At 66.4% G+C, this 26,706-nt stretch carries 21 protein-coding genes; 13 read left to right on the top strand and 8 right to left on the bottom strand.

The window, feature by feature from the left end:
- Positions 1-1,442: zinc-dependent metalloprotease (locus tag HMPREF2990_RS10495; protein WP_210399981.1), on the top strand; the 1,442-nt coding region annotated here is incomplete at its 5' end.
- A gap of 275 nt (positions 1,443-1,717) precedes the next feature.
- On the opposite strand, the gene HMPREF2990_RS13355 is transcribed toward HMPREF2990_RS10495, so the two are convergent.
- Both HMPREF2990_RS13355 and HMPREF2990_RS10490 read right to left on the bottom strand, forming a co-directional pair.
- The gene (locus tag HMPREF2990_RS13355; protein WP_095066802.1) at positions 1,718-1,792 is read right to left on the bottom strand and encodes a 50S ribosomal protein bL37; all 75 of its coding nucleotides are present in this window, start codon (positions 1,790-1,792) and stop codon (positions 1,718-1,720) included.
- A gap of 99 nt (positions 1,793-1,891) precedes the next feature.
- Entirely contained in the window at positions 1,892-2,155 is a 264-nt protein-coding gene (locus HMPREF2990_RS10490) for a WhiB family transcriptional regulator (protein ID WP_038588872.1), read from the bottom strand.
- A 490-nt stretch (positions 2,156-2,645) separates the two neighbouring features.
- Here HMPREF2990_RS10490 and HMPREF2990_RS10485 point away from each other — a divergent pair, with 490 nt between their 5' ends.
- The gene (locus HMPREF2990_RS10485; RefSeq protein WP_246817531.1) at positions 2,646-3,143 is read left to right on the top strand and encodes a hypothetical protein; all 498 of its coding nucleotides are present in this window, start codon (positions 2,646-2,648) and stop codon (positions 3,141-3,143) included.
- Between the two features lie 3 nt (positions 3,144-3,146).
- Here the strand turns inward: HMPREF2990_RS10485 and HMPREF2990_RS10480 are convergent, their stop codons facing one another.
- Together HMPREF2990_RS10480 and HMPREF2990_RS10475 are read right to left on the bottom strand one after the other, a co-directional pair.
- Complete coding sequence (locus HMPREF2990_RS10480; RefSeq protein WP_070764573.1) at positions 3,147-4,355, bottom strand: Rv3212 family protein; 1,209 nt, start codon at positions 4,353-4,355, stop codon at positions 3,147-3,149.
- On the bottom strand, positions 4,352-5,671 hold the full coding sequence (locus HMPREF2990_RS10475) for a DEAD/DEAH box helicase (RefSeq protein ID WP_070764572.1): 1,320 nt from the start codon (positions 5,669-5,671) through the stop codon (positions 4,352-4,354). Before HMPREF2990_RS10475 ends, HMPREF2990_RS10480 begins: the two co-directional genes overlap by 4 nt.
- A 102-nt stretch (positions 5,672-5,773) precedes the next feature.
- Between HMPREF2990_RS10475 and HMPREF2990_RS10470 the strand changes: the two genes are divergently transcribed.
- From HMPREF2990_RS10470 to HMPREF2990_RS10430, 9 genes are read left to right on the top strand one after another with little or no spacing between them, the layout of a single operon-like run.
- Complete coding sequence (locus HMPREF2990_RS10470) at positions 5,774-5,998, top strand: DUF3107 domain-containing protein (RefSeq protein WP_038588881.1); 225 nt, start codon at positions 5,774-5,776, stop codon at positions 5,996-5,998.
- Between the two features lie 11 nt (positions 5,999-6,009).
- Positions 6,010-7,011 carry a DUF3152 domain-containing protein gene (locus HMPREF2990_RS10465; RefSeq protein ID WP_083317150.1) on the top strand — a complete coding sequence of 334 codons (1,002 nt, stop codon included), beginning with the start codon at positions 6,010-6,012 and terminating at the stop codon, positions 7,009-7,011.
- Between the two features lie 13 nt (positions 7,012-7,024).
- Entirely contained in the window at positions 7,025-7,744 is a 720-nt protein-coding gene (locus HMPREF2990_RS10460) for a hypothetical protein (protein ID WP_083317149.1), read from the top strand.
- A gap of 18 nt (positions 7,745-7,762) precedes the next feature.
- Positions 7,763-10,840: an ATP-dependent DNA helicase gene (locus HMPREF2990_RS10455; protein ID WP_070764570.1), complete on the top strand. Its 3,078-nt coding sequence runs from the start codon at positions 7,763-7,765 to the stop codon at positions 10,838-10,840.
- 16 nt (positions 10,841-10,856) lie between these two features.
- Complete coding sequence (locus HMPREF2990_RS10450) at positions 10,857-14,141, top strand: ATP-dependent helicase (protein WP_070764569.1); 3,285 nt, start codon at positions 10,857-10,859, stop codon at positions 14,139-14,141.
- A gap of 20 nt (positions 14,142-14,161) precedes the next feature.
- Complete coding sequence (locus HMPREF2990_RS10445) at positions 14,162-15,265, top strand: potassium channel family protein (protein ID WP_070764568.1); 1,104 nt, start codon at positions 14,162-14,164, stop codon at positions 15,263-15,265.
- 1 nt (position 15,266) lies between these two features.
- Entirely contained in the window at positions 15,267-16,022 is a 756-nt protein-coding gene (locus HMPREF2990_RS10440) for an NAD(+) diphosphatase (RefSeq protein WP_083317148.1), read from the top strand.
- Positions 16,023-16,028: 6 nt separating this feature from the next.
- On the top strand, positions 16,029-18,089 hold the full coding sequence (locus tag HMPREF2990_RS10435) for an ATP-dependent DNA helicase UvrD2 (RefSeq protein ID WP_305764511.1): 2,061 nt from the start codon (positions 16,029-16,031) through the stop codon (positions 18,087-18,089).
- 5 nt (positions 18,090-18,094) lie between these two features.
- Positions 18,095-18,610 carry a M48 metallopeptidase family protein gene (locus HMPREF2990_RS10430; RefSeq protein WP_246817529.1) on the top strand — a complete coding sequence of 172 codons (516 nt, stop codon included), beginning with the start codon at positions 18,095-18,097 and terminating at the stop codon, positions 18,608-18,610.
- Between the two features lie 295 nt (positions 18,611-18,905).
- On the opposite strand, the gene HMPREF2990_RS10425 is transcribed toward HMPREF2990_RS10430, so the two are convergent.
- Positions 18,906-20,000: a YlbL family protein gene (locus HMPREF2990_RS10425; protein WP_070764566.1), complete on the bottom strand. Its 1,095-nt coding sequence runs from the start codon at positions 19,998-20,000 to the stop codon at positions 18,906-18,908.
- Positions 20,001-20,095: 95 nt separating this feature from the next.
- On the opposite strand from HMPREF2990_RS10425, the gene HMPREF2990_RS10420 reads away from it, so the two are divergent.
- A complete protein-coding gene (locus HMPREF2990_RS10420) occupies positions 20,096-21,505 on the top strand; it encodes a zinc-dependent metalloprotease (protein ID WP_070764565.1) in 1,410 nt (469 codons plus the stop codon).
- A gap of 3 nt (positions 21,506-21,508) precedes the next feature.
- Here HMPREF2990_RS10420 and HMPREF2990_RS10415 read toward each other — a convergent pair whose 3' ends face one another.
- Positions 21,509-22,183: a hypothetical protein gene (locus HMPREF2990_RS10415; protein ID WP_070764564.1), complete on the bottom strand. Its 675-nt coding sequence runs from the start codon at positions 22,181-22,183 to the stop codon at positions 21,509-21,511.
- A 78-nt stretch (positions 22,184-22,261) separates the two neighbouring features.
- The gene (locus HMPREF2990_RS10410; RefSeq protein ID WP_371576039.1) at positions 22,262-22,801 is read right to left on the bottom strand and encodes a PPA1309 family protein; all 540 of its coding nucleotides are present in this window, start codon (positions 22,799-22,801) and stop codon (positions 22,262-22,264) included.
- A 148-nt stretch (positions 22,802-22,949) separates the two neighbouring features.
- On the opposite strand from HMPREF2990_RS10410, the gene HMPREF2990_RS10405 reads away from it, so the two are divergent.
- A complete protein-coding gene (locus tag HMPREF2990_RS10405) occupies positions 22,950-25,862 on the top strand; it encodes a UPF0182 family protein (protein WP_070764669.1) in 2,913 nt (970 codons plus the stop codon).
- Between the two features lie 72 nt (positions 25,863-25,934).
- Here the strand turns inward: HMPREF2990_RS10405 and HMPREF2990_RS10400 are convergent, their stop codons facing one another.
- Positions 25,935-26,411 (bottom strand): hypothetical protein, encoded by a 477-nt coding sequence (locus HMPREF2990_RS10400; protein WP_141757883.1) that lies wholly within the window; start codon positions 26,409-26,411, stop codon positions 25,935-25,937.
- Between the last annotated feature and the right edge of the window lie 295 nt (positions 26,412-26,706).

Raw genomic sequence — 26,706 nt, 5'->3', positions numbered from 1 at the left:
CCGACATCTTCCTGCAGATGAACTGGATGCCCTCGGAGTTTGAGTCGCGCGGTTGCTTTGACAACCCGCAGCAGCGCGCCTGCGCAGAGGCGAACACCAAGAGCTACCGCCCGAGCGCTGACGTCCTGCAGCAGCTGGTGGACAAGTTCGACGAGCACGGCGTGAACCTGCACATCGACGCAGGCGAGAGCTACAGCAACATCCCGAACTACGCAGAGCGCCACGGCGGCGAGTACGGCGAGTTCAAGCGCTACTACTTCCAGGGCGTCATGCCTGGCCTGAAGCTCATGGACAACATCGACGAGCTCCTCGGCAACCGCTCCGCGGTCTTCCGCAGCGGCATGATCGGTGACTCGATGGGCCCGGGCAACTACTCGGTCGGCCTCTCCCTGGTGGGCGACAACGCCTTCTACGTTGCCAACCACGAGCGGATGACCACCGACGAGCAGCTCCGCAACACGATCATGCACGAGCTGGGCCACACCCTCGGCCTGGATCACAACGGTTCGACCAAGTTTGCCAACGAGGTTCCCAAGTCGGACTACCTGCCGAACTACTACTCGGTGATGAACTACCTGTACCAGTTCAGCCACTTCGACTACTCGGATGAAGAGGCAGTCTCCGGCGGCCCGCTGCCGCAGGAGTGCAACCGCCCCGGTGTGAACTGCTACACCGGCGACTACCGGGTGCCCGCTGACTGGGACAACCTGATCATCAACACCGGCCACATCGGTCGTCCGGTTGGCGCCGCTGGTGTTGACGGCAAGGCTGTCGACGCCAAGGCGCTGCAGGCAGTGGAAGCACGCGCCAAGCAGTTCGCCGCAGCGGAAGCACAGAACGGGACCGCTGAGGTCGCACTCGATGCGAAGAAGCTGCAGGCCGGCAAGAAGGGCGAAGTCACCCTGCGGGTGAAGAACCCTGGCGCGGACCTTGACCGCTACGACATCCAGGTCGTCACCCCGAACGGCGCGTTCCACGACGCGGTCGTCCTGGGCGGTGCCTTCGGCCAGGCCGACAACGAGGTCACCGTGAAGGTGCCGGTCGTCCCGGGCAACGCAGCAGTCATGCCGGTTGACGTGAAGGTCACCAACGGCAAGGGTGCAACCGCCTTTGAGGACCGCTTCGCAGTCGACGTCGAGACCAACGCCAAGGCAGCTCCCTCCGACGCGATGGCTGGGGCCACCAACACCGGTGCGGCACAGGCACCGCGCCCGGAGAAGCAGCGCGAGACTTCGCAGACTCTGACCACCAAGGTCGAGCAGCCCGCAAAGCCTGCCGCGCAGGACAAGCAGGAGCCCGCAGAGCAGAAGCCTGCAGCTGACAGCCAGGGCAACGCCAAGGCTGAGAGCCCGAACATCGCAGCGATCGTCATCCCGATCATCGCCATCCTGGCCATCATCGGCGGCATCGCAGGCGTCGTCGGCTCGGGGATGCTGGGCTAGCGCCCTGGGAGAGAGACCCTTCGGAAGACGGCAACCCGCCCGGTTCGCAGTGAACCGGGCGGGTTGCTTTTTGGTGGGCCGGGGCCGGGTGCCTTAAATGGAGCTAGCTCCATTTGGGTCTGTGGTGGATGGAAAACGCCTGGTCGCGTGTGGCCTGGTGTCCTAAATGGAGCTAGCTCCATTTGGAAAGAAACCCGACACCCCGCATCCGTGAGCGCACAAAAACAACCGCCCCCTTCCCGGAACGTGCCGGGGAGGGGGCGGTTGCGCTGTTCTTAAGAGTTAGGACGCTTGCCGCGGTTTGCACTCTTCTTGCGACGGTCCTTGCGCTTACGACCACGCTTGCTCATGGGGGCCTCCTTCGAATTGGGCGATTAAAAGTACAGGTATTCTACTTTATCGCTCACACACGCCTACAGGGAAATTCTGTGCGCGTACGGTGGCGGGGCTTAGGCCGACAGGCGTGCGCGGTTGCGGGCGAGCGCCTTGTTGCGGCGCTTGATTGCGCGGCGCTCTTCCTCGGAGAGGCCGCCCCAAACGCCGGCGTCCTGGCCGGTCTCCAGTGCCCACTTCAGGCACTGGGAGGTGACGGGGCAGCGGTTGCAGACCAGCTTGGCCTGGGCGATCTGGGAGAGAGCGGGGCCGGAGTTGCCGACCGGGAAGAAGAGCTCCGGGTCCTCGTCGCGGCAAATTGCTTCGTGGCGCCAATCCATGGTGAAATACTCCTTTATATAAGCGTTGAACAGTTGTTGCGCACACCACTTCATCGCCCTCGGGGAAAGGGGCGAGTTGCAAACGAAGTTTGATTCCAGGATCCGGGCGGTGTGCTCTGGTGAGTTCCGGCTGCCGGTTTCCCTGGCGTTAACCCTGTGGTGTCTTCGGGTTAAGGGCTGTGTTACCAGCCCGTTGTTTTTGCTACCTGAGAATCATGGCATGAAATTGCAATGTTGGCTAGGGGTAAACGCGAAAATGTGATAGGAATCATACGAATTTTTGTTGCGCGGGCAGTTCATATTGGGATTCCCCAGGATTTTTCGCACCGTCCGACATGTCTCTGAACTGGGATAACGGGGAATTCTGCGCACGCATACGCGCCGGAGAAGGTCAAATCGGATACCTGTGATGTTCCTCGGGGAGATGGTTGGGCGTCGACAAGCGGCACTGCGCATGCATTTACCAAAGTGACGGATAGACTAACGCAATGTGACCAACAAAGACTCGAGTAAGCAGACCTCCAAACCCGCAATGGATCTAGATACGGCGGAGCGCCTCAGCGGAAGCGTGCCGCCGCTGATGCGCTTCGGTGCCGTCATCGTGCTGGTGCAGTGCCTGGCCATCTTCGTCTACGCGGCGAGCCTCATCTATAACCAACTGACGGGGGCGAGCGACAGCACGCTTGAATCGGATTCGGCGGCGGTCCACTTCGTCTCGCTGGGTACGGCGATCTTCCTGCTAATCATCTTTGGCTTCATCGCCTTTGTCGCCGTGTCCACGTTGCGCGGTAAGCCGCGGAGTACGGGCGCGATCGTGTTGATCGAGGCGATCCTGACCGGTGTGGCCTTCTACATGTTTTCCGGCGGCGCGATCCTGTTGGGAATCGCCACGCTGCTGTCCACGGCGCTCGTGCTCTACACCGTCTTTAACCCGGAGTCGGCGCGCTACAACGAGGCGCGCTACGAGCTCCGCAAGGCCCAGCGCTAGGGCTTACTCCTCGATCGCGAGGACGACGACCTCATCGCCGCGCTTTTCCACGATGGTCGGGCCGGCCGAGCTAATGGAGATGGGGCCGGAGTAGTCGCCGCGGTCAACCGGGATGATCTTCTCCACCGAGTTCTTGTCCCAGTTCACCACCGCGACACCTTTCGACGAGGCGTAGAGGAGGCGGTCGCCCGCGGAGAACCCGGTGCCGAGGGCACCCTGGAACACGCCCGTGACGCCGAGCTTCGCCGGGTCCATGAGCACCAGGTAGTCGTTCTGGAAGTAGCTCATGTGGTGGGGGAGGTCTTTGGTCGCGAGGATCCGCGTGCCGTCGTCAAGCGAGCTCGGCTCGCCCAGGTCTGGGATGGTCGAGGCGGTGATCTCCTTGCCGTCCATCTGGTAGGAGCGGACCTCGGAGGTGGTCGGGTCGTAGATCGCTGCGGCGTCCTGGGAGATGCCGACGAGGTATGCGCCGTCGTGAAGCTGTACCGAGCCGTGCATCTCCGGCTCGCGAGAGTCCTCCGGCGTGGTCTCCTGGAAGCGCAGGAAGGTGCCGCCGCTGCATTCCTCGGTCACCGCGAGCAGCTCGGTGCGGGTCAGCGCCGAGGTGATCGGGCACTCGTTGGGCTGCTGGTTCGGCTCCTGCGGGGCCTCGATCGTGCCGTACTCGACGGTGCGCACCATGTCCGAGCGCCACAGCTCCACGCGGTCGCGGTTCACCTGGCCGACGTGGTCGTTCGAGGCCACGGGCGTGATCTGCTCAGGTCCCGGGGCGGAGCGCGTCGAGGCGTACTCGCCGGAAAGGGCGTTGATGGCAACCACGTCGCCGCAGCCTGCGTTGCCGCGGTAGTTGGCCACCACCTTGTCCCACGCGCCGCTGAGGCCGCACAGCTCTTCTTCGCGGTGATACGTCCAGGCGGTGTTGCCCTCCGGAGTGGTCGCGGTGATCGTGCCCTCGTTGTAGGTGATCAGCATGCCGGCGACCACGAGCGGGGCGGCGTCCGGGGAGGTATCGGGCAGGCGGAAGGACTCGTGCAGCTCCTCGGGCACGATGGCCAGCTGGCCGTAGTTCTCGTGCTCCTCGGCCGCCGAGACCAGCTCGGAAGAGCGGATCGGCGCGGTGAGAAACGCGGTGCCGAGTAGGCCGACAGTCAGTGCGGTGATTACCGCAGTGGCGATCAGGTCACCCTTGGTGCGTCGCAGCGGAGCGTTCAACGCCGTTTCCTTCCCTGCTGTGGTCTCTTGGGGCTTTTGGCCGTGCGCTGTTTCGCCGGCCGGCTCCCGAGCACTTTACGCGGCCGCCCAACGGTGGCGGTAGCCGAGTCCGGAATATCGAGTGCCTCGAAAAGCTCCGGGGAGGTAGAAAACCAGGCCGGGGGAGTGGGCTGCCCGAGTTCGAGCTCGTCGTTAATTTGCTCCCACTTGTACATCTCATCAAAACCGATGAGGGTGATCGCCGTGCCCGAGTGTCCGGCGCGGCCCGTGCGGCCGATACGGTGCACATAGGTCATGGGGTCGTCCGGAGTCTGGTAGTTCACCACGTGGGTGACGTCGTCGACGTCGATGCCGCGTGCCGCCACGTCGGTTGCCACGAGGATCTCCACCTCGCCGGTGCGGAATGCGTCCAGCGACTTCTGGCGCGTCTCCTGGCGCAAGTCGCCGTGCACGGTGCCGACGAGGAAGCCGCGGCGCGCCAGGTCTTCCGCCACCTGGGCGGCGGTACGCTTCGTGCGCGCGAAGATGATGGTGCGGCCGCGCCCGTTGGCCTGGAGCACGCGTGCGAGCACCTCGGGCTTGTCCATGCGGTGCGACTGGAAGACCACCTGTTTGGTGCTGGCGTGAGTGGCAGAGGCGTCCTCGGATTCCGCGCGCATGTGTACCGGCGTGCGCATCATGGAGCGCGCCAACGTGAGGATGGGCGCGGGCATGGTGGCGGAAAAGAGCATGGTCTGTACCTCTTTGGGTACCGCCGACCACAGCTTCTGGATGTCGGGCAAAAAGCCCATGTCCAGCATCTCGTCGGCCTCGTCCAGCACGAGGATGGCCACATGGCCTAGGTCGAGATCGCCGCGGTTGTACAGGTCGATCAGCCGACCCGGGGTGCCGATGACCACGTCCACGCCCTGCTTGAGTTCGCGCAGCTGGTCCTCGTAGGGGGTGCCACCGTAGATGGTGGTGCAGCGAACCGGCGTGTACTTCGCGGCGCGGTCAAGGTCCTCGCCGACCTGGACGGCCAGCTCTCGAGTGGGAACGACGACGAGGGCGCGCGGCGTGCCGTCGAGTTCCGCGATGCGGGCATCGTCGAAAACCCGGTCCAAAAGCGGGATGCCGAAAGCGTAGGTCTTGCCCATGCCCGTGCGGGCCTGGCCGATCAAATCTCGGCCGTCTAAGGCGAGCGGTACCGCGAGCTCCTGGATGGAAAACGTGTCCGTGATGCCCTGCTCGGCGAGTGCATCGAGCAGTTCTGCGGCCACGCCCAGTGCCGCGAAGGTGGGCGCTTTGTCGTGTTCACTCTCAGCTGATCTAGGCACACGCTCATCTTAGCCCGGGGCCGTTACAATGGGGCCACTGCTCGGAGACGGGCGTGAATGAAGAGTAATTACACACATTTCAAAGGAACGTGAGCGTCACCCATGGACATCAAGATTGGTTTGGCCGATACCCCGCGCGAGCTTGTGATCAAGCTGCCGGAGGGGCAGGAAGACTTCATCTCTACCATCGAGCAGGCGATTGACGCGGGCCAGGCCACTGTCAAGGTGGTCGATGACAAGGAGCGGACCTACCTCATCCGCACCGACCGGATTGCTTACGTGGAGCAGGGCTCGACCACCGCACGCAGCGTCGGCTTCATGCGATAGATTGTGAGGTTATGAGCAGTAGGCACAGACGTGCCGCGGCATCTGCGCCCACGGATGCGAAAGCGGACTGGGATGAGGATGGCGCGGAGGATTTCTTCGGCGACTGGGAGGGCGACGATGACGGCGAGGGCCGTCTCGTGCGCTTTGCCCGCGAGTACGGGTGGCGCGCGTACGCCATCCCGGTGCTGACTGTCCTGACTGTGCTTGTGCTGGTCAATATGTTCCAGCACCCCGGCTCTTCCGTGGTCGCGCCTGTCGGTGGCGCGGATGAGCAGACCGCCGCGGCCGCGGGGACCGAGGAGGCGGGCGACGGCGGCGCGCATCGCGAGCCCGCCGAGCTGCCGGAGGGCGAACACAGGGTGGAGGAGCTGCCGCCCGGCGGTCCGTTTACCCCGGCGGGCGACGGCACCTACCGCACGGTGGGGGCACCCGGCCTGAACGTGGGCGAGGGCAAGGAGCTGAAGGTGCGCTACGTCGTGGAGATTGAAAACGGGGTGGACACCACCACTTACGGCGGCGACGGCGCGTTCGCGGCGATGGTGGACGCCACGCTGGCGGACCCCCGGAGCTGGACGAACGACCCCCGCTTCGGCTTTGAGCACGTGGCGGCCGACCAGGATCCGGACGTGAAGATCCGTTTGACCTCCCAGGCCACGACCAAGGAGCTGTGTGGGGTGAACCTGGACATGGAGACCAGTTGCCGCACCACCATTACCGGCGAGGACACCGTGCTGTTGAACGAGGCCCGCTGGGTACGCGGCGCTGTGCCTTTCGAGGGTGATATAGGCCGCTACCGCCAGTACATGATCAACCATGAGGTGGGCCACGCGCTCGGTTTTGCCTCGCACGAGGCCTGCCGCGAGGAGGGGGCGCTCGCGCCGGTGATGATGCAGCAGACGCTGAGCTTGGATAACTCCCAGCTGCATTCTTTTGACCCGGAAGAGGTGTACCCGGACGACAACAAGCGCTGCCGAACCAACCCGTGGCCGTACCCGCGCCCGGCAGCGAAGTAAAGGGGGTGTGCGCATGATTCCTGAGCACGTTGTTGCCGCATTCCAGCTGGAGGGCTCGGGCAGTCCGCTGGGCGCGCCGTGGGACTTCGGCCGCAAGTTTGGCAATGTCGTGATCGCGCCCGCGTCGCCGACCGCCGCGTGGTCCGGCAAGACCCGGGAGAAGCTGGCGGATGCCATCCCCGGCCTGCACGTCGCGCGCCCGGTGCGCGCCACCGACGGCCGCCTGGTGGTGGGCGGCTACTGCGCCAATGAGTTCGCCTCCGGGGCACCCGCGGCCCGCGTCGATGAGGCGATGGCCGGGGCTTTGCTTCTCGACGAGGCGTTGACCCCCTTCACCCCGCCCTCTCCAGCCTCGCGCACGGGCATGTGGGCCGACGCTGAGCGCGCCGCCTGGCGGGACTTCGACGGCGACGTACCGGCCAGCGGGCTGGTGACTGCGCACATGGATTTTTTGGCGTGCTGCCTATTTGCGGGCAAGGACGCCCCGGTGCTGAGCACCCTGGTGCCCTCGGTGGAGCCGCGCCCGCGCGGGTACACGGCCGCGCAGGTCATGGTTGACGGGCTGCTTGTACGCGCGGTGGACGAGGGCGTGATCGGGCGGTGGGCGCACGTTCCGCATCTGCTGGAGCTGGCTGAGCGCGCGCTGAGGTACCGCGAAATCACTGGTGAGGCCACCATCTCGAACGTGCGTTCTGATATTTCGCGGGTGCGCGAGCTCATCATGTCGGCCTAGCCTGGCACACTAGCGGCCATGAACGCACCACAGATACCGCACACCCCGCGGGCCTACTTGGTCCCACGCACGCGCGAGACCACCGCGCGCTCGTGGCCGACGGCGCTGCCCGAGACCGGGCGGTGGAAGGTCGTCGGCGAGGCCGGTGCTGGGGTGACGAGCTTCCTGGTGGACACGGCGGTGGCTGCCGCGCTGCGGGCCGCCCAGCAGGGCCAGGACGCAAGCGGGATTGTCGTGCTCGCCTCATCCAAGGAGGCGGCGGCGCGGATGCGCGCGGAGATCTCCGACCGGCTGGCCGAGAGCGGCTTTGTCAGCAGCGCGCCGCTGGTGCGCTCGGTGCATTCTTTGGCCTTTGCCGTCCTGCGCCAGCGCTATGACCAGGAGATCCGGTTGATCTCCGGCGCGGAGCAGGACGCGGTGATCCGCGAGCTGCTGCGCGGCCAGGTGGAAGACGGCCGCGGGAGCTGGCCGGAGGAGCTGCGCCCGGCGATGGGCATGGTCGGCTTTGCCCGCCAGCTACGTGACGTGTTGCTGCGCGCCGTGGAGCGCGGCCTGGACGCGGATCAGCTCGCCGCCCTCGGCGAGCGCCACGACGTGGAGATCTGGCGTGCGGCCGCCGAGTTTCTGCACGAGTACCAGCAGGTGATGGCGCTGGCCGGAGGCAAGCGCTTCTCGGCCTCGGAGCTTGTCGCCGAAGTCTTGCGCGACGAATTGCCGGCGCTGTGGCACACCGTGATTGTCGACGATGCGCAGCACCTCGCACCAGCCCCGGCCGAGTTCATCCGCCGCCTGCTCGCTCATGCCGAGCTGGGGGTCGTCGGCGGTGACGAGGCACAGTCGATCTACCACTTCCGTGGTGCCTCGCCGCGCTTCTTCCGCGACCTCGGCGGGTTAGACCACGAGGTCATCGATTTGGGCGAGTCCCGCAGGCAGCCGCGCCGCAGCGTGGCGATTGCCCAGGACGGAGCCACCCAGCTGGCAGCGGTGGCCGACGCACTGCGCCGCGCGCACCTGGAGGAGGACGTGGACTACCGGGAGATGGCGGTGGTGGTGCGCTCGACCTCACTGATCGAGCCGGTGCGCCGCAGCCTTTTGCAAGCCGGGGTGCCGGTGATGCTCAACCCCACCGACGTGGTCCTCAGCGAGCAGCGCATCGTGGCGGCGCTGCTGCTCGGCATGCGCGCGCTGCACGAAGAGCTCACCCCCGCGCAGTGGCGCGACCTGTTGCTCGGCCCGGTCGGCGGCACCGACCCGGTCACGCTGCGTCGCCTGCTGCGCGGGCTGCGGCGGTGGGCACCGGACACGCGCGCCGAGGAGACGCTGCACGCGCTGCTGGTGAGCCCGCAGGAGCTGCCCGACTTTGGCAGCGTGCTCACGGACCGCGAGCGCAGCCTGCTCGAGCGCGTCCGCGCGGTGCTGGACGCGGGCCGGCGGGCCGAGCGCGAAGGCGGCAGCGTGGAGGACGTGCTGTGGGCGATCTGGCACGCCACCGGCCTGTCCGACCACCTGCTCGCGGTCGCGCTGCGCGGCGGTGCTAGCGGCTCCCAGGCGGACCGCGACTTGGATGCCGTGATGGCGCTTTTCGACGCTGCCGGGGACTTCACCGAGCGCCGCGCAGCCGCCGGCGTGGAGAGCTTCATCGCGGAGATCACCTCTCAGGAGCTGCCCACCGGTGTGCGCGACCGCCGGGCGGCGACGCCGGATGCGGTGGCGCTGCTCACGGCGCACGGCGTGGCGGGCCAGGAGTTCGCGCGCGTCGTCGTCGCTGGCGTGCAGGAGAACTCGTGGCCGAGCCTCGGCGAGACCGGCTCCCTGTTCCGCCAGGAGGACCTGGTGGATCTGGTGGATAACGGGGTGGACCCCGACGTGCCGGTCTCGCACACTGCGGAGCGGCTGTCCGAGGAACGCCGCCTGTTCTGGGTGGCGGTGACCCGCGCGCGCGACGCTGTACTGGTCACCACGGTGGATGACCAGGAAGGCGACGAGTTGATTGTGCCTTCGCGGTTTATCGAGGAGTACTGCGAGGACTTCGGTATCGAGCCGACCCCCGTGGTGGCTCCGCCGGAGGTGCCCCAGGGCAGCGGGAACGCCGCTGAACACGATCGCGTCCGCCTCCTGGCGCGCGACGAGGTGATAGCCGAGTTGCGCCGGGCGCTGGTGGCGGAAGATTCGGACGAGGCCACCCGTGCCCAGGCAGCGCGGCAGCTGGCGCGGCTAGCTCAAGCAGGTGTGGCGGGGGCGGCACCGGAGCAGTGGTGGGGAACCACGGGGGCGTCGACAAGCGAGGCCCTGCACCACGCGACAACCCTGTCGCCCTCGCGCATCGAGGGGCTTTTGGCGTGCCCGATGCGCGAGACGCTCGGGCGCATGGTGGGGCTGGAAGAGAACCTGGCGATGATCTACGGATCGATGGCGCACGCGTACCTGGAGGCGCTTGGAGCGGGTCTGGACGAGGCGGAAGCTCGCGAGGCGACGGTGGCGGCCAGGCGCGAGGCGGAGCGCGGCCCGGCGTGGAAAACCGCGCGCGACGTCGACGATTTCGCCGCCCTGCTCGAGCGGCTGGGTGCCTGGGTGGCGTCGACGCGCGGTACCTTTGCGCTGCTGGGCGCGGAGGTGCCCGTGCGCGTGGAGCTGGAAAGCGGGGTGCGGATCGCTGGGCGGCTCGACCGTCTGGAGCAGGAGGTCACCGGTGAAACGGAGGGCCCGGTGCACATCATCGACCTGAAGACCGGTGCCACCCCGCCCACGAAGGCCGCGACTGCGGACAACATGCAGCTGGCCGCCTACCAGCTCGCGTTAGCCGGGGGCACCTTCGACGGCGCGGCGGTCGTGACCGCGCGGGAGGGGGATGCACCGCTGCGCGTCGGCGGGGCGGTGCTGGTCTACCCCAACGCGAATAAATCCACGCTGGCCACCCGCGAGCAGGCATCGAAAACGCCGGAGGAGCTCGCAGACCTTGCCGAGCTTCTGGCCCCGCTGCCAAAGCAAACGGCGGGACCTGAGCTGCTTGCGACCGCAGGGCCGCACTGCGAACACTGCGCGGTGCGCGCGCTGTGCCCCATCCAACCGGAAGGACAGGTGATCTACCGTGCCTAGCGCGAACAATTCCCCGATGTCGCCGACACTTTTGTCGCGCTACCTCGGGCAGAAGTTCCCGCCCACCGAGCAGCAGGCCGCGGTTATCGGGGCTGAGCCCGGTCCGCTGCTCGTAGTGGCCGGTGCCGGAGCGGGAAAGACGGAGACCATGGCCGCGCGCGTGGTGTGGCTGGTGGCCAACGGCTACGCGCGGCCCGACGAGATCCTGGGGCTAACTTTTACCCGCAAGGCGGCGCAAGAGTTGGGCAAGCGCATCCGCGACCGGCTGGCCACCCTGGCCGCCAACCGCGACCTGGTTCGCCGGCTGGACCCCTCCGGCGAGCTCGCGGCCGCGCTGCAGGTCATCGCCCCGACCGTGTCCACCTACGACTCCTATGCCGGCGACCTCGTGCGTGAATACGGCCTGCTGGTCCCGGTCGAGCCGGACTCACGGCTGATCACGGACGCGGAACTGCACGCGATCGCCACCGAGGTGGTCACGGACTACGCCGGGCCGGTGATTGCCAGCGGCGGGAAGAACCCAGCAGTGGGCACCGTGGTTGGGGAGGTCCTCGCGCTTGTGACCTCGATGGGCAACGAGCTGGCCACGCCCGAGGAGGTGGACGAGCAGGCTGCGGCGTTTCTGGCGGAGACCGAGTCGCTGCCGATGGCACCGCGTGCGCGCACCGAGTTCACCCAGAAGCTGCAGAAGTGGCGCAGCACGCAGGAAGAGCGCCGTGCCTATCTTCCGCTGGCCCGCGAGCTGAACGAGGAGCTGCGGCGGCGCGGGATAGTGACCTTCAACGAGCAGATGTCCACCGCCGCGGCACTGGCGCGCGACCACGAGCGTGTCGGGCGCGCCCAGCGGCAGCGCTTCCGGGTGGTGATGTTGGACGAGTACCAGGACACCTCACACGCCCAGCGCGTCCTGCTGCGCAGCCTGTTCGGCCGGGGCGCGGACCCCGAGCTGACCGTTACAGCGGTAGGGGATCCCATGCAGGCGATCTACGGGTGGCGCGGTGCCACCGCGGAGAACCTCGCTGCCTTTGTCGAGGATTTTCCCGTCGACGGTTCGCCCGCGCCGAAGAAGCAGCTGACCACCTCGTGGCGCAACCCGCCGGAGATCCTGGCTTTGGCCAACAGCGTGTCCGACGCGGTGTTGGGCACCAGCGAACAGCGCGCGGTCGCCCCGCTTGCGGCCCGGCCTGGTGCGGACAGCGGGGAAGTGGCCCTCGGGTTTTTCCCGACGAACGAGGATGAGCTCGCGTTCGTGGCCGACAACCTCGCCGCACAGTACCGGGAGTCCCAGGAGCAGGGCGCGTCCTTTTCCGCCGCGGTGCTGGTGCGCAAGAACCGGCACTCCGCCGAGATCGCGGAGCAGCTCGCCGCCCGCGGCGTGCCTTACGAAATCGTCGGCGTCGGCGGGCTTCTCGACGTCCCGGAAGTCGCCGATGCGCTCGCCGTGGCCACCATGCTGGTCCGCCCCGCAGACTCCGCAGCCAGCTTGCGCATCCTCGCCGGTCCCGCTGTCGGCCTCGGGCTTGCCGATCTCGCCGCGCTCGCCGCGCGCGCCAACAACCTGCGCGGTAGTACACAGGAAGAGGAGACGGCAGGCGAGGACGCGGCCGCACGCCTTGCGGCGCAGCTCGAAGCACTGCAAGCCCGTGCCGCAGCCCTTCACGCTGGGGCGGAAGCGCCCGCGGGACTTGCCGACGCCGTCGCGGACCTCGGCGAGCCGGAGCGCTACAGCGAGGAGGGGCTGCGCCGGCTGCGCGAACTCGCCGCGAAGCTGCGGTATTTGCGCACCCAGAGCCTGGGCAAGCGGCTCGTGGACTTGTTTACCGACATCATTGACGTCTTCGGCATCCGCACCGAGGTACTCGCCCGCAGCTCTGCGGCAGGCACCGTCCACCTCGAGCGCCTCCTCAGCGCGGTCGCGGCCTATCCGGGAACCAGCCTGGAGGGCCTGCTCGACTACTTCGTCCTCGCCCGCGAACACGAGGACGGCCTGGCGCCAGGTGTCGTGGCCTCCCGCACCGATCGGGTGCAGATCCTGACCGCGCACAAGGCGAAAGGGCTGGAGTGGGACACCGTCGCCGTCCTGCACGCCGACAACGCCACCTACGCGGCCAAGGCGGAGACCTTCCTCACCTGGGTGCGCAACCTCCCGGACGCCTCCTTCGGCGACCCGGAGTACCTGGCGGACTTCGCCGAGGTGGAAAACCGGACCCAGTTTGAAAAGGCCGGTGCCGCCTGGCTGAAGCAGGTGCGCGCCGAGCTGGCGGAGGAATCCGCCCGCCTCTTTTACGTCGCCGTCACTCGCGCCGAGCGCAAGCTGCTCATCACCGGCTCGCGGACCAAACCGGAGGTTGCGCGCGAGGCGGAACCCTACGAGCACTTCGCCACCATGCGCACGCTTGTGGATGAGCCGGTGGCGTGGGCGAGCGGGGAAGAAGCCGCGGAGACAGAGGCCCCCAAACCGGCCGAAGACACTGAAGACACTGAAGACACCGAAGACACAGTGCCCACCGGCACCTGGCCCCACTTCGACCCCGAGCCGGACACACTCGCTGCCGCAGCCCGCGTCGACAAAGCACGCGATAAGCTGCCCGCGCTCACCGAGGGCGAACTCTTTGAGCTGTGGGAGCGCGACGTCACCGCGCTGATCGAGGAGCACGAGCGCGCCTCAGCCCCCGCCACCGCCGTGGTCATGCCCGCTGAGCTCACCGCCTCGGACGTTGTCGCGCTCAAGGCCGATCCGGAGCAGTTCGCGCGCCGGGCGCGCCGCCCGGTGCCCTTTAAACCGAACACCTACGCCAAGCGCGGCACTGCCTTCCACGAGTGGCTGGAGGAATTTTACGGCCAACAACCCCTGCTTACCGAGGACGAACTGCCCGGCGGAGACGAGGCCGAGGTGGACGCAGCAACACTCAAGCGCCTAAAACGCTCCTTCGAGCAGAGCCACTGGGCGCGGCGCAGCCCCGTCCACGTGGAGCACCCCTTCGAGCTCGCACTGGGCGAGTCGGTTGTGCGCGGCCGGATGGACGCCGTATTCCGCGACGCAGATGGCGGCTGGGTCGTGGTGGACTGGAAGACCGGGGCGAAGCCCGCGCCCGCGCAGATGGAGGCGGCGAAGCTGCAGCTGGCGGTGTATGCGGAGGCGTGGCGTCGAATAGCGGGCGACGGCAAACCGGTGCGCGCCGTGTTCTTCTACGTGCGCACGGGCGAGGACTACTCCCCGTCGGAGCTGCCGGACGCGGACCGGCTCGCAGAGCTGTTGGACGCTGGCAGTGCTAGTGTTTCGGGGTTAAGTCACTCATGAGTAGAAGGGAGCAGTAGGCGATGAGGCGGCGTTACCCCTTTGCCTGGCGGGACCGCGTCCGCGACGACGTGGACCGCTCGGACGTTCCGGTGCATACGCTCCTTGATGTCATCACCATCCCTACAGAGGAACGCACCACCCCGTGGGCGCTCATTGCCCGGCGCTTCGCCTATGCCACGATGCTCATGGTCATCGTGGCGCTGATCGTGTACCTGGACACGGATGGCTACACCGAGCCGCTGACCTTTATCGACGCGCTGTACTACTCAGCGGTGTCGCTGTCTACCACGGGCTACGGCGACATCACCCCGGTGACCCAGGGCGCGCGCCTGGTCAATATCTTCGTGATCACCCCGGCTCGTGTGGCGTTCCTGATGCTCTTGGTCGGCACGACCCTGTCCGTGCTGACGGAGGATTCCCGCAAGACACTTCAGATTCAGCAGTGGAGGAGAACTGTGCGCAATCACACCATTGTGGTCGGCTACGGCACGAAGGGCCGTTCCGCTGTCGACGCCCTGCTCGCGGGCGATACCGCTCCGAGCAGCATCGTCGTCATTGACTCGGATCCGGTTGCCTTGGGTCACGCGGAGAAGCGCGGCCTGGTCACCGTCCACGGCGACGGCACGAAGTCGAGCGTGCTGCGAGTGGCCGGCATTACGCGCGCGCGTTCCGTCGTAGTGGCTCCGAGCTCGGACGATACGGCCGTCCTGGTCACCCTGTCGGTGCGCGAGATGGCGCCGCGCGCGATGATCGTGGCGAGTGCCCGCGAGAGCGAGAACCAGCACCTGCTGATGCAATCGGGCGCGGACTCGGTGGTGGTGTCCGCCGAAACGACCGGTCGCCTGCTCGGCCTTGCCACGGTCACTCCGCCCGTGGTGGAGATGATGGAGGACCTGCTCAGCCCCGATGAAGGCTTCGCCGTGGCCGAGCGTCCGATCGCCGACGATGAGGTTGGCTCCAACCCGCGCCACCTGGCCGACATCGTGCTGGGCGTGGTGCGCTCGGGTGAGCTGTACCGCATCGATGTGCCGGAGGCGGAGACCGTCGAGCCGGGCGATCGCCTCCTGTACGTGCGCATGACGCAGCCGCAGGAGTCGCCCGAAGCGCAGAAGCCGTCGGAGTAGCGTGCCGTTGTACCTGCTTTTCGACGCCGCGTTGCACTTCCCCCTCAACTCCCAGGGCCAACCGCTGCTGCTGCCGGAGCTTCCACCCGGCGTGCAGGTGGTAACCAGGGCGCGGGTGAGCCCGGAAGTGACCGCGGTGCGGGTATCCGATGTGACCGCCGAGGAGCTTGCGACGCAGGAGCTCGCGACGCGGGCGGCCAGCGCACGCGAGTGGTTCGATGACCCGCTCATCGCGCGCGCTGTCGGGCTTCTCGTCGCGCACGAGCGCGGCGGCTTCGATCCGGCCGGCGGCTCCCGGCTTGCCTGGGACGCCTCGGGCGCGTTTGCGCGGGGTGCCTCTGACAGGCCTGTCTTCCCGCGGATCGATCCTTGCGTGATTGGGGTGGTGGAGCACGCCGATTCCAAGCGCATCCTGTTGGGGGAGAACCGCCGCCGGCCCGGCTACTTCACCTGCATCGCCGGCTACATGGATGTGGGCGAGCGCGCCGAGGACGCCTTTGCGCGCGAGGTGTTGGAGGAAACCGGGCGCAGGATTGCAGATGTGGCGTATGTTGGGTCGCAGCCGTGGCCGCTGTCCGGTTCACTGATGCTGGGCTTCTTCGCCAGGACCGAAGACGAGGACGCGGTGGGGGAGACCGATGGGGAGTTGAGCCGGATCATCTGGGCCACGCGCGCCGACTTGGGGCAGCTGTCACTTGCCCCGGAGGGCAGTATCGCGCGCCAGCTCATTGGCCGCTGGGCCGCAGGCGAGTTGTAGGAAGGGATGGACACGCACATGGCCGTGGACTTGAGTTTGTTGGACGAGGACCAGCGCGTCGCCGCGACCGCGCCGCGGGGACCGGTGTGCATCCTCGCGGGTGCCGGCACGGGCAAGACCCGCACCATTACGTACCGCATTGCCAACCTGGTCGACCAGGGCATGGTGGCACCGACGAAGGTGCTCGCCGTGACCTTTACCCAGCGCGCTGCGGGAGAGATGGCTGACCGTTTGCGCACGATGGGCGTGGGCGGGGTGCAGGCGCGGACGTTCCACGCGGCGGCGCGTCGGCAGCTGCAGTACTTCTGGCCGCAGATCGCGGGCGATCTGCCCTGGAAGCTGCTGGACAACAAGTTCCCCCTGGTGGGGCGCGCCGCCCGCGCGGCCGGGCTGGATTCGGGCAAGGACATGGTGCGCGACCTGCTCAGCGAGATCGAGTGGGCGAAGTCCAGCGTGATCGGCCCGGACGACTACGTCGAGCGCATCGCGGGCACCAAGCGCACCCCGCCGACGGACCCGGCGAAGGTCGCGCAGGTCTATAAGCTCTACGAGGACGCGAAGACCTCCCCGGACGGCATGCTTTTGGATTTCGACGACCTGTTGCTGCACGTCGCCGGAGCGCTGGAGAACGCCCCGGCGGTGGCCGAGGAGTTTCGGGCGCAGTACCAGTCCTTCGTGGTGGACGAGTACCAGGACGTCACCCCGCTGCAGCAGCGCGTGCTGGAGGGCTGGCTGGGACAGCGCGACGACCTGACGGTGGTGGGCGATGCCAACCAGACCATCTATTCGTTTACGGGGGCGACGCCGAACTACTTGCTGAATTTCTCGCGGACGTATGAGCACGCGACCGTCGTCAAGCTGCAGCGCGACTACCGCTCTACCCCGGAGATCACGGACCTGGCCAACACCGTCATCAGCAAGGCGCAGGGGCGTGTGGCGGGCACACGCCTGGAGCTGCAGGGCATGCGCGAGCACGGCCCGCAGCCGACTTTTACCGCCTACGACGATGAGCCGACCGAGGCGCGCGAGGTGGCGATCAAGATCCGCCAGCTTCTCGACGCCGGCGTGCCCGCCCGCGAAATCGCCGTCCTCTACCGCATCAACGCCCAGTCCGCGGCGTTCGAAGCGGCGCTTGCCGACGCCGGGATCGTCTACCAAGTCCGCGGCGGCGAAGGCTTCTTCCAGCGCGGCGAGATCCGGGAAGCCATCCGCGCGCTCGTCGGCGCGGCCCGGCGCACCGACCTGCCCGACGACCCGGTTGCCGTGGCCCGCGCTGCGCTCGCGCCGATCGGACTGACCCCGACCGAACCGGAGGGTGCGAAGGCCCGTGAGCGGTGGCAGACGCTGTCGGCGCTGGTCGACCTCATCGAGGAGATCGTGCGCAGCCAGGAGGCATCCACGCTGCCGGATGTGCTGCGCTCGCTGCGCAGGCGCGCCGAGGCGAAGCAGCCGCCCGCTGTCGACGGCGTCACGCTGGCGAGCCTGCACGCCGCGAAGGGCCTGGAGTGGGACGCGGTGTTTCTGGTCGGCCTGGTGGAAAACACGCTGCCGATCTCACACGCGATCAAGGCGGGCGACGCGGAGGTGGAAGAGGAGCGGCGGCTGTTCTACGTCGGCGTGACCCGCGCCCGCGAGCACCTCCACCTGTCCTGGGCACTGGCGCGCCAGGAGGGCGGGCGCAAATCGCGTTCGCGTTCGCGCTTCCTCGACGGCATCGCCCCGGAGCTGGAAGTTGAGAAGACCCCGGAGCGGGTCAAGCGCAACCGCCGCTGCCGCGTGTGCGGCAACCTCCTGGCCACCCCGGCGGAGAAGACGCTGGGTCGCCACGAGGACTGCGAGCCCGGCTTTGACGAGGAAGTCTTTGCCGCGCTGAAGCGGTGGCGTCGCGACGAGGCGCGCGCCGCAGGCAAGCCCGCCTACATCGTGTTTACCGACGCCACGCTCATGTCCATCGCCGAAGCCATGCCCACCGACACCCAGGAGCTCCTCGGCATCTCCGGGGTCGGTCCGGCGAAGATCGAGCAGTACGGACAGGGCGTGTTAGACACGCTCGAAGAGTTCCGGTGATGGGTGTGGGTGATTCGATCCGTCACGAGTCGGGGCAGACCTACCGGGTCATCCGCTCGGCGCGGCGCACCCGCACCATCCAGAGCAGGATCGTGGACGGGGTCGTAGAAATTCGCATCCCGGCCAGGCTAAGCAAAGCGCAGGAGAAGGCAGCCGTTGAGGAGATGCTGGCGAAGGTGGCCGCCAAGACCCGCTCGAGCGCTTCCAGTGATGCCGATCTGCTCGCACGTGCAGAAAAACTGAACCGCGAGGTGCTCGAGGGCAGAGCCCGCATCGGCTCCGTACGCTGGTCGGACAACCAACGCACCCGCTGGGGCTCGTGCACCACATCCACGGGGGATATCCGGATCAGCTCGCGGCTCAAAGATGTGCCCGACTACGTGCTCGATGCCACGGTGATTCACGAGCTCGTGCACACCTTCATCCCCGGTCATGGTCCCGAGTTCTGGGCGTGGGCGGACCGCGCCCCGTTTGCCGAGCGGGCCAAGGGCTACCTCGAGGCCTACCAGCGTTTTGGCTAGCGCCGTTTGGGGTTGGCGGGCTGGTTGTAAATGGAGCTGTTGTAAATGGAGCTAGCTCCATTTGGGGTCGGCGGCGGAGTGCGACCTGGCGTTTTGTTGGCGGGCGGATCGTAAATGGAGCTAGCGCCGTTTGGGGTTTGCGGCAGAACGTGACCTGGGGATTTGTTGCCGGGGTGGTTGTAAATGGAGCTAGCTCCATTTGGAGTTGGCGGTGGAGTGCGACCTGGGGTTTTGTTGGCTGGCTGGTTGTAAATGGAGCTAGCTCCATTTGGCCGCTCGCCCCACGCCGCGCCGTTTACCTGCAGGCGTGCACGGACCGCCCGGCGGCGTAGTCGTCCATGGCGGCGACGGCCTCGTCGAGGTTCTTCACGCTGGCGACGGTCATGTCGCCGGTATCGACGGTGCGCACCGCGTCGCAGTTACCCTCCGGGGCGAGGAAGAGTTCCACGCCCGCGTCACGTGCACCGGCGAGCTTGTGGGTGATCCCGCCGATGGGGCCGACTTCGCCGGATTCGGCGATGGTGCCGGTGCCGGCGACGAATTTGCCGTGGTTGAGCTGGCCGGGGCTGAGCTTGTCGATCACGGCGAGCGAAAAGATCATGCCCGCGCTCGGCCCGCCGACGTCGTTGAGGTTGTAGTTGACCGTCACGTCACCTGCGGGTTCCGAGGTCATCAGAATGCCCATCATGGGCTCGCCCTTTTCGTGCGGGTTCTCGCCCAGGGTGATGCGCACTTCCTTGGTCTGGTCCCCGCGTGAGATCTCCACGGTCAGTTCGTCGCCGGGGGCGTGGGCGCGCACGGCATCCTGGACTTCGCTGGGTTGGGTCACTTCGGTGCCGTCGACGGCGGTGAGCACGTCGCCTGGCGCAAGGGCGTCCGCAGACGGTGAGTCTTCCAGCAGGTCGTGCACGATGACGCGGGTGGGTTTACCCAGGTAACGCATGGCGGCGACGGTGGCGTTGCCCTCGGAGGCGGCGAACTCGGCCTTGTTGTACTCGCGTAGCTCGTTTTCGTCCAGGTTGGGTGGGAGGATCTGGCTGATCGGGACGATGGTGTCGTCGGTGGTGGCCCAGCGGCCGATGGCCTGCAGGAGCGTCATGTTGGTGCGTACCGACACCGTTGTCATGTTCAGGTTGCCCGCGACCGGGTCGGTCTCGGTGCCTTCGATGTCGATGACGTCTTCGCCGTCGACGTCGCCAAGCGCATTAAACATCGGGCCCGGGCCCTCGGCGGCATACGGCACGGCCAGGGTGATGTCGGTGCCTGGGATGTGGTCGAGGGACAACAACACGGTGAGGGCGGCGACGGGGATCGCGCCCCACGTCACCGTCGACCAGCGCCTGCTGCGCACGTCGTTAGCTGCTTGTGCAACCTCTGCCGATTTTTTCACACAGGCAGCATAGCGCAGCCGTGTTCGCTCACAGCGTCCTGGCTGGGCGCAAAAGTAGTCGCGCAAGCGCTTGCACGCTATGTATCGTGGCGTGTATGAGTAACGGATTCGGATTCTCCTTTCCCAACGACGATGACGACGAAGGCAAGCGCAAGCGCGATGAGAACGACGCGTCGAACCCCTTCGCCGCGTTTGGCTTTAGCGGCGGCCAGGCTGGCGGTGGGTTCGGGGACATCCTGAACCAGTTTGGCCAAATGCTTAGCGGCATGGGTAACTCCTTTAACCAGGCCGAAGCGCAAGACGAGGCGGTGAACTTCGACATGGCGCTGCGCATGGCCCGCCAGCGCGTGGGCGACAAGGCCGCAGTTGCCGCGGGGGACAAGAAGGCAGTGGAAGAGTCGCTGCGCCTGGTGGATCACTGGCTGAGCGAGACGACCACGCTGCCCGCGGCCGAGTCGAAGGCGCAGGCCTGGAACGCGGACGATTGGCTGGTGGAGACGATGCCGATGTGGAAGCGCATGGTCAACCCGGTCGCCGAGCACATGAACCGGGCGCAGATGGACCAGCTGCCGGCCGAGGCCCGGGAGATGATGGGCCCGCTGGCCGGGATGATGAATTCGATGAACTCCATGAACTTCGGCATGCGGCTGGGCCACGCGCTGGGGGATTTGGCCCAGCAGGCGCTCACCGGCACCGATTTCGGTCTGCCGGTCGCGCCCAGCGGTGTGGCGTCGGTGCTGCCGAAGAACGTCACCAAGATCGCCAAGGGCCTGGAGGTTCCGGGCCAGGAGGTCATGGTCTACATCGCCGCGCGCGAGGCGGCCCGCCAGCGTCTGTTCAAGCACGTGCCGTGGCTGGTCGAACGCATCGTTGCCTCGGTGGAGGAGTACGCCGCGGGCTTGGAGATCGACACCTCCAATATCGACGAGGCGACGCGCAGCCTGAACCTGGAGTCGGGCGACCCGCAGCAGATTCAGGAGGCGCTGCAGAACCTGCAGAACATGGACCTCTCGCCGCGCGTCGGCTCCCGCAACGCCGCGGCGACCGCGCGCCTGGAGACCCTGCTCGCGCTCGTCGAGGGCTGGGTCGACGTCGTCGTGGACGCGGCACTTGCGGAGCGCATCCCGTCCGCAGCCCAGCTGGCGGAGGCGTGGGCGCGCCGCCGCGCGACCGGCGGTTCGGCCGAGCAGGCCTTTGCCAACATCGTCGGCATCGAGCTGGGTGCCCCGAAGGTCCGCGAGGCTGCCGAGCTGTGGCGTCGCGTGGACAACGCGGTGGGCGTGAAGCGCCGCGACGAGGTGTGGAACCACCCCGACTTCCTGCCCACGGCGGAGCACCTGGACAACCCCGCAGCGTTTATCGACGGCCTGCTGGACGACACCACCGACACCGACTTCGACGCCGAGTTCAGCAAGCTCGAAGAGGAGCTGCGCAACAACCCTGACCTCAAGCGCAAGGACGGCGACGGCAAGGACGACGGCAGCGAGGACGGCACCGAGCTCTAGCCGCTAGCGGCGCGACGTCGTCTCGGAAGCCTTCGTGGTGGTTGTTTCCCGGGTTGTCTCCGTCGCGCCCTCATCGCTCACCTCGGCGAGCCCCAGCTTGCCGATGCGCTCGCGCGGATCTTCCTGCTCAGTAGACACCAGCTGCTGCAGCACCTGGCCGCGCTCGTTGTCCACAACGGTGATAATCGCGGAAGTGCCCAGGGTGGACCAGCCGACGATGCGCTCGCCGTCGTCCTCCACAATCCGCGAAGAGCGCAGCTCAGTCAGCAGCTGCGTCGTCGACGCTGCCTTCGCCTCCGAGTCGAAGAATTGGAACTGCCCGATCTCCGCACCCGAGCAGTCATAAGAGCCGCTCACACCCGTCGCCGCACACGTGTCGAGCTGTGCAAACAGCGACTCCGGCGCAAGCGAGGCGAAAGTCTCGGCAACTTCGGCGACCGTCTCATCTTCCGCGTCGTCGTCGCGCTTGCTTGTCGACGCCCGCGTGCTCGACTCCGTGACTGTCTCCTCCACAGAAGACTCCGTCGCTGCCTCCTCCGTACTCGTCGTGGGCGAAGCGCTTTCGGTCTGCGCGGGAGTTTCGGTGGACTCAGGCGTGTCCTCACCGCCTCCGCCACAGGCGGTGAGCGCCACTGATGCGGCAAGCAGGGCGGGGGCGAGAATGCGACGGTGCGACACGGAAATTGGCTCCTTAGATACGTTTACACGTGCGTTGTCTACCGATAGTACGTCAAGGGTGAAGGCGACTCCCAGCCGTTACCCCAGCTCCTCTGGCTCGCGGTCCAGGCTGTAGCGCAGCGCGGCGATCACGTTTGGCGCGACGTTCGGCCCGCCGCGCAGCTCGATCTCGTCTTGGGCGAACATGCCGCGCTCCTCCAGCTCCTCCTCGGTCAGGCGCATCTGCAGCAGGGTCTGCTCGATGTCTTCACCGCGCAGCACGCCCGAAAACAGGCGGGCGGGGCGGGGTTCCGCGGCCGGGCCCGCGGAGGTGTCGCGGAAGACGATCTCCTGGGCCAGGACGACGCCCTCGACCTGCTCGGGCCAAGCGACGCGGGAGACGTAATCGGCCAGCTCGTCGCTGCCCGGGCGGATGTGCTCGGGCAGCTCCTGAACCACCAGCGTTAAGGGGGAGTGCGCGGCGTCGTCGGCAAGCTGCGTGAGCTCGTCGACAAGCAGCTGCGTCGGCACCAGCGCAAAGAGTGAGGGCGGGGCGTCCCAGCCCTCGGCGTGGACGAACTCCACAGCCTCGGTCATGGCTTTATTCAGGGCTTGCTGCGAGCTGAAATTCTGCTGCACGGGAACCTTTCTGGCTGTTTATTCGTTACACAAATTAAGCTACTTAAAGCTAGAAGCTTAATACGCACGCAAAGACTATTTCGAAGGAGCAGGATTGGCTACCCGCGTCAACCAGCCTCAACCCAACGCGAAAAAGTCGAACAAGACGATGCTGACGGCGATTATCGTCCTCGGCGTCATCTTCACGCTCGTGCCCATGCTGATCGGTCTGTACACCGATTTTCTGTGGTTCGGCGAGCTCGACTTCCGCGGGGTGTTCAACCGGGTGATCATCGCCCGGGTCGTACTATTTATCGTTTTCGCACTCCTCGGCGGGGGAATCGCTTACCTCGCGGCATGGCTGGCGTGGCGCGGTAGACCAGATGAGATGCCGGAGGCGGACCTGTTTTCGCCCAGCGCACAGTACCGCGCTTCCATCCAGCAGGGTATCCGCTCCCTGCTGGTAGCGGTGCCGCTGGTCGTCGCGGTCTTCTCCGGTCTTGCAGGCCAACGGATGTGGCGTACCTTCCTGCTGTGGTTCAACGGCTCTGACTTCGGGGTCTCGGACCCGCAGTACGGTAGAGACCTCGGCTTCTACGCCTTTGCGTTGCCGGGCCTGTCCGTGGTGGTCAGCACGCTGAGCATGCTGCTCATCGTTGCATTTTTGATCGCGCTGGTAGCGCACTACCTGCTTGGCGGCATCCGCATTGGTAACAGGGCCGTCGGGCAGACTGGCTACGTCTCCAAGGCTGCTCGCGTGCAGCTCGCGGTGACCGCCGGTGTGTGGATGCTTATCAAGGCGGTCGGGTACTGGCTGGATCGCTACTTCCTGCTCTACGGGGAAAACGACATCTTTACCGGTGCGTCGTACACCTCCATCAACGCGATGCTGCCGGCCAAGATTATCCTCACCGTCATCGCGCTGATCGTTGCCGCCGCGTTCTTCGCCTCCGTGGTGTATAAGGACTTCCGCATCCCGGTGCTGGCCACCGTGCTGATGCTGGTGTCCTCCCTGGTGATCGGTAACGTGTGGCCGGCGCTTTTGGAGCAGTTCTCGGTCAAGCCGAACCGTCAGGCCAAGGAGCGTGAGTACATCGCCCGCAACATCGAGTCCACCCGCTTCGCGTATGGGTTGACTGAAGACACGGTCACCTACGAGGAAAACTGGGGAGCGGACACGGTCTCGAATAACGAGGTCGCAGACGACTGGGCCACCATCAGCAACATCCGCCTGCTGGACCCGGAGATTTTGTCGCCCACCTTCACGCAGAACCAGCAGCTACGCAACTTCTACGGGTTCCCGGATCAGTTGGCCATGGACCGTTACGAGGTCGACGGCGAGATGCGCGACTTTGTCGTCGCCGCCCGTGAGATGGATCCGAACGCCCTGCGTGAGAACCAGCTCGACTGGATCAACCGCCACACCGTCTACACCCACGGCAACGGTTTCGTCGCCGCCCAGGCCAACACGGTGGATGAGGCAGCGCAGGACGCGGGCTCCACCCGCGGCGGCCTGCCCATCTTCACCGTCTCGGACCTGCAGTCCAACGCAAAGGCCGCGGAGAAGAAGGATGCGGAAGAGCTGGGCATCCGTGTGGACGAGCCGCGCATCTACTACGGTCCGGTGATCTCCTCTGCTAAGGACGGGCTGGACTACGCCATCGTGGGCGATAACGGCCAGGGCCCGGTCGAGTACGACACGGACAACTCCACCTACACCTACACCGGCAAGGGCGGAGTCAACATTGGCAACTGGATCAACCGCGCAGCGTACGCGGTGAAGTACCAGGAGCTGAACATGATCCTGTCGGACCGCGTCGGCGCGGACTCCAAGCTTTTGTACGACCGTGACCCGCGCGAGCGCGTGGAGAAGGTCGCTCCGTGGCTGACCACTGACTCCAAGACCTACCCGGCAGTCATTGATGGCCGCGTGAAGTGGATCGTGGACGGCTACACCACGCTGTCCCAGCTGCCGTACTCCACGCGTTCCTCCCTGCAGGACACCACACAGGATGCGCTCAACCCGGATGGCACCACCCAGCGGTTGGTCAATAACAACCTTGGGTATATCCGCAACTCGGTCAAGGCCACCGTTGACGCCTACGACGGCACGGTTGACCTCTACCAGTTCGACGAGGAAGACCCGGTGCTCGAGGCATGGATGGGTGTGTTCCCGGACACGGTGCGCCCGCACAGCGAGATCAGCGATGACCTGCGCGAGCACCTGCGCTACCCGGAGGACCTGTTCAAGGTCCAGCGTGAGCTTTTGGCCCGCTACCACGTGGACGACCCGGGCGTGTTCTTCAACAACGACGCCTTCTGGTCCGTGCCGAACGACCCGACCGCAGCAGAGGGCCGCAAGGAGCTCAACCAGCCGCCGTACTACGTGGTGGCCGCTGACCCGGAGACCAACGAGTCCTCCTTCCAGCTGATCACCCCGTACCGCGGCCTGAACCGCGAGTTCCTGTCCGCACACATGTCGGTGTCCTCGGACCCGGAGAACTACGGCAAGATCACGGTCCGCGTCCTGCCGACGAATACGCAGACGCAGGGCCCGAAGCAGGCGCAGGACGCGCTGATGTCCTCCGACCAGGTTGCGCGCGACCGCACGCTGTGGGAGGGCTCGAACGACCTGAAGAACGGCAACCTGCTCACCCTGCCGGTGGGTGGCGGCGAGATCCTCTACGTCGAGCCGATCTACTCGCAGCGCAAGGACCAGGCCTCGGCCTTCCCGAAGCTGCTGCGCGTGTTGGTGTTCTACCGCGGCCAGGTCGGCTACGCGCCGACGATCTCCCAGGCGCTCAAGCAGGTGGGCATCGACTCCAAGGCAGCGCAGGACATCGAGCTTGTCGACGAGGGCGCGTCCGACAACAAGGACGCCGAAGCCCCCGCCGATACTTCGCAGGAGGCAGAGGCCGAGGAGAAGACCCAGCCGGCCCCGGGCAACAAGGACGAGGCCATGCAGGGCATCAACGATGCGCTGCGCAACCTTGAGGGCGCTCGCGACGGCTCCTTCGAGGAGTACGGCCGCGCACTCGACCAGCTCGACCGCGCGGTGGAGGCGTACCAGAACGCCGAGTAGCGTTTAGCAGGCTAGCCGGAACGCAGGAAGCGCCGGGGACGGAAAACGTCCCCGGCGCTTTGTTATGCCTGGCTAGACCTGCGGGTTGTGCACCAGGATCCGGTCGACCTGATCCCATAGGCCCGCGAACACGGGGCGGCTGAAATCGCCAGGCAGCAACTGGTCGGCCTCGGTGAGCGCGAGCGGGTCGTCTTCCGCCCCGGCCATGCGCTCCTCTGTCACGTCGAGTAGGCGGGCCAGCCGGGCGAGGTTGAGCTGGTACGCGCCGTCGAGCGCGGGCTCCGTTACCGCCTCGATCCAACCCACCTCTTCAAACAGTGGGATGTGGGTGATGAGGATGTTGTGCCGGACCCACCCGCCCTTCCCGTTGCTCTGGCCGAAATGGGTGATGAGTCCGGTTCGGCCGGGGCGGACGGTGCCGTCGACGTTGAGAAGCGAGCCATCGTGGTCGTCGGCCAATTGTGACATCGTGCCCAGGATCCGGTGTTCTCGCCGGGTGAGCGAAGGGATCTCCACGCTGTGCACTGCGGCTCGCAGTAATTCTGCCAAGGGCGCCTCCTTGTGGTTATGCGGTGAGCAAGGAAGCGTAATTCTAGCGCCCACCCCGGACATGGGGTCGTGATCTCTCGAACGAGTGGGCGAGGTGTGCATCGGGAACTGTGCGTTATGTGGGTCTTGTAAGAACTGTGATTCTGGGCGGTGCCCAGGGGATTTGGCCTTTTGCGGGGTGATAAGTATAGTTACTTCACGTTGCCGATACGGCAGCAGGTGAAAAGAAAATATCACCCGACGCGGGGTGGAGCAGCTCGGTAGCTCGCTGGGCTCATAACCCAGAGCTCGTAGG

The sequence above is a fragment of the Corynebacterium sp. HMSC071B10 genome (genome assembly GCF_001814825.1).
In the GTDB taxonomy this organism is placed as follows: domain Bacteria; phylum Actinomycetota; class Actinomycetes; order Mycobacteriales; family Mycobacteriaceae; genus Corynebacterium.
The sequence above is the reverse complement of the archived record's forward strand: the minus strand, read 5'-3'. Positions and strand labels throughout refer to the sequence as shown.

Excerpts from the sequence above, each read along its gene's own strand:
- HMPREF2990_RS10490 (WP_038588872.1), bottom strand. The coding sequence starts at position 2,155 with ATGGATTGGCGCCACGAAGCAATTTGCCGCGACGAGGACCCGGAGCTC.
- HMPREF2990_RS10470 (WP_038588881.1), top strand. The coding sequence starts at position 5,774 with ATGGACATCAAGATTGGTTTGGCCGATACCCCGCGCGAGCTTGTGATC.
- HMPREF2990_RS10465 (WP_083317150.1), top strand. The coding sequence starts at position 6,010 with ATGAGCAGTAGGCACAGACGTGCCGCGGCATCTGCGCCCACGGATGCG.
- HMPREF2990_RS10460 (WP_083317149.1), top strand. The coding sequence starts at position 7,025 with ATGATTCCTGAGCACGTTGTTGCCGCATTCCAGCTGGAGGGCTCGGGC.
- HMPREF2990_RS10455 (WP_070764570.1), top strand. The coding sequence starts at position 7,763 with ATGAACGCACCACAGATACCGCACACCCCGCGGGCCTACTTGGTCCCA.
- HMPREF2990_RS10450 (WP_070764569.1), top strand. The coding sequence starts at position 10,857 with ATGTCGCCGACACTTTTGTCGCGCTACCTCGGGCAGAAGTTCCCGCCC.
- HMPREF2990_RS10445 (WP_070764568.1), top strand. The coding sequence starts at position 14,162 with ATGAGGCGGCGTTACCCCTTTGCCTGGCGGGACCGCGTCCGCGACGAC.
- HMPREF2990_RS10435 (WP_305764511.1), top strand. The coding sequence starts at position 16,029 with ATGGACACGCACATGGCCGTGGACTTGAGTTTGTTGGACGAGGACCAG.
- HMPREF2990_RS10420 (WP_070764565.1), top strand. The coding sequence starts at position 20,096 with ATGAGTAACGGATTCGGATTCTCCTTTCCCAACGACGATGACGACGAA.
- HMPREF2990_RS10405 (WP_070764669.1), top strand. The coding sequence starts at position 22,950 with ATGCTGACGGCGATTATCGTCCTCGGCGTCATCTTCACGCTCGTGCCC.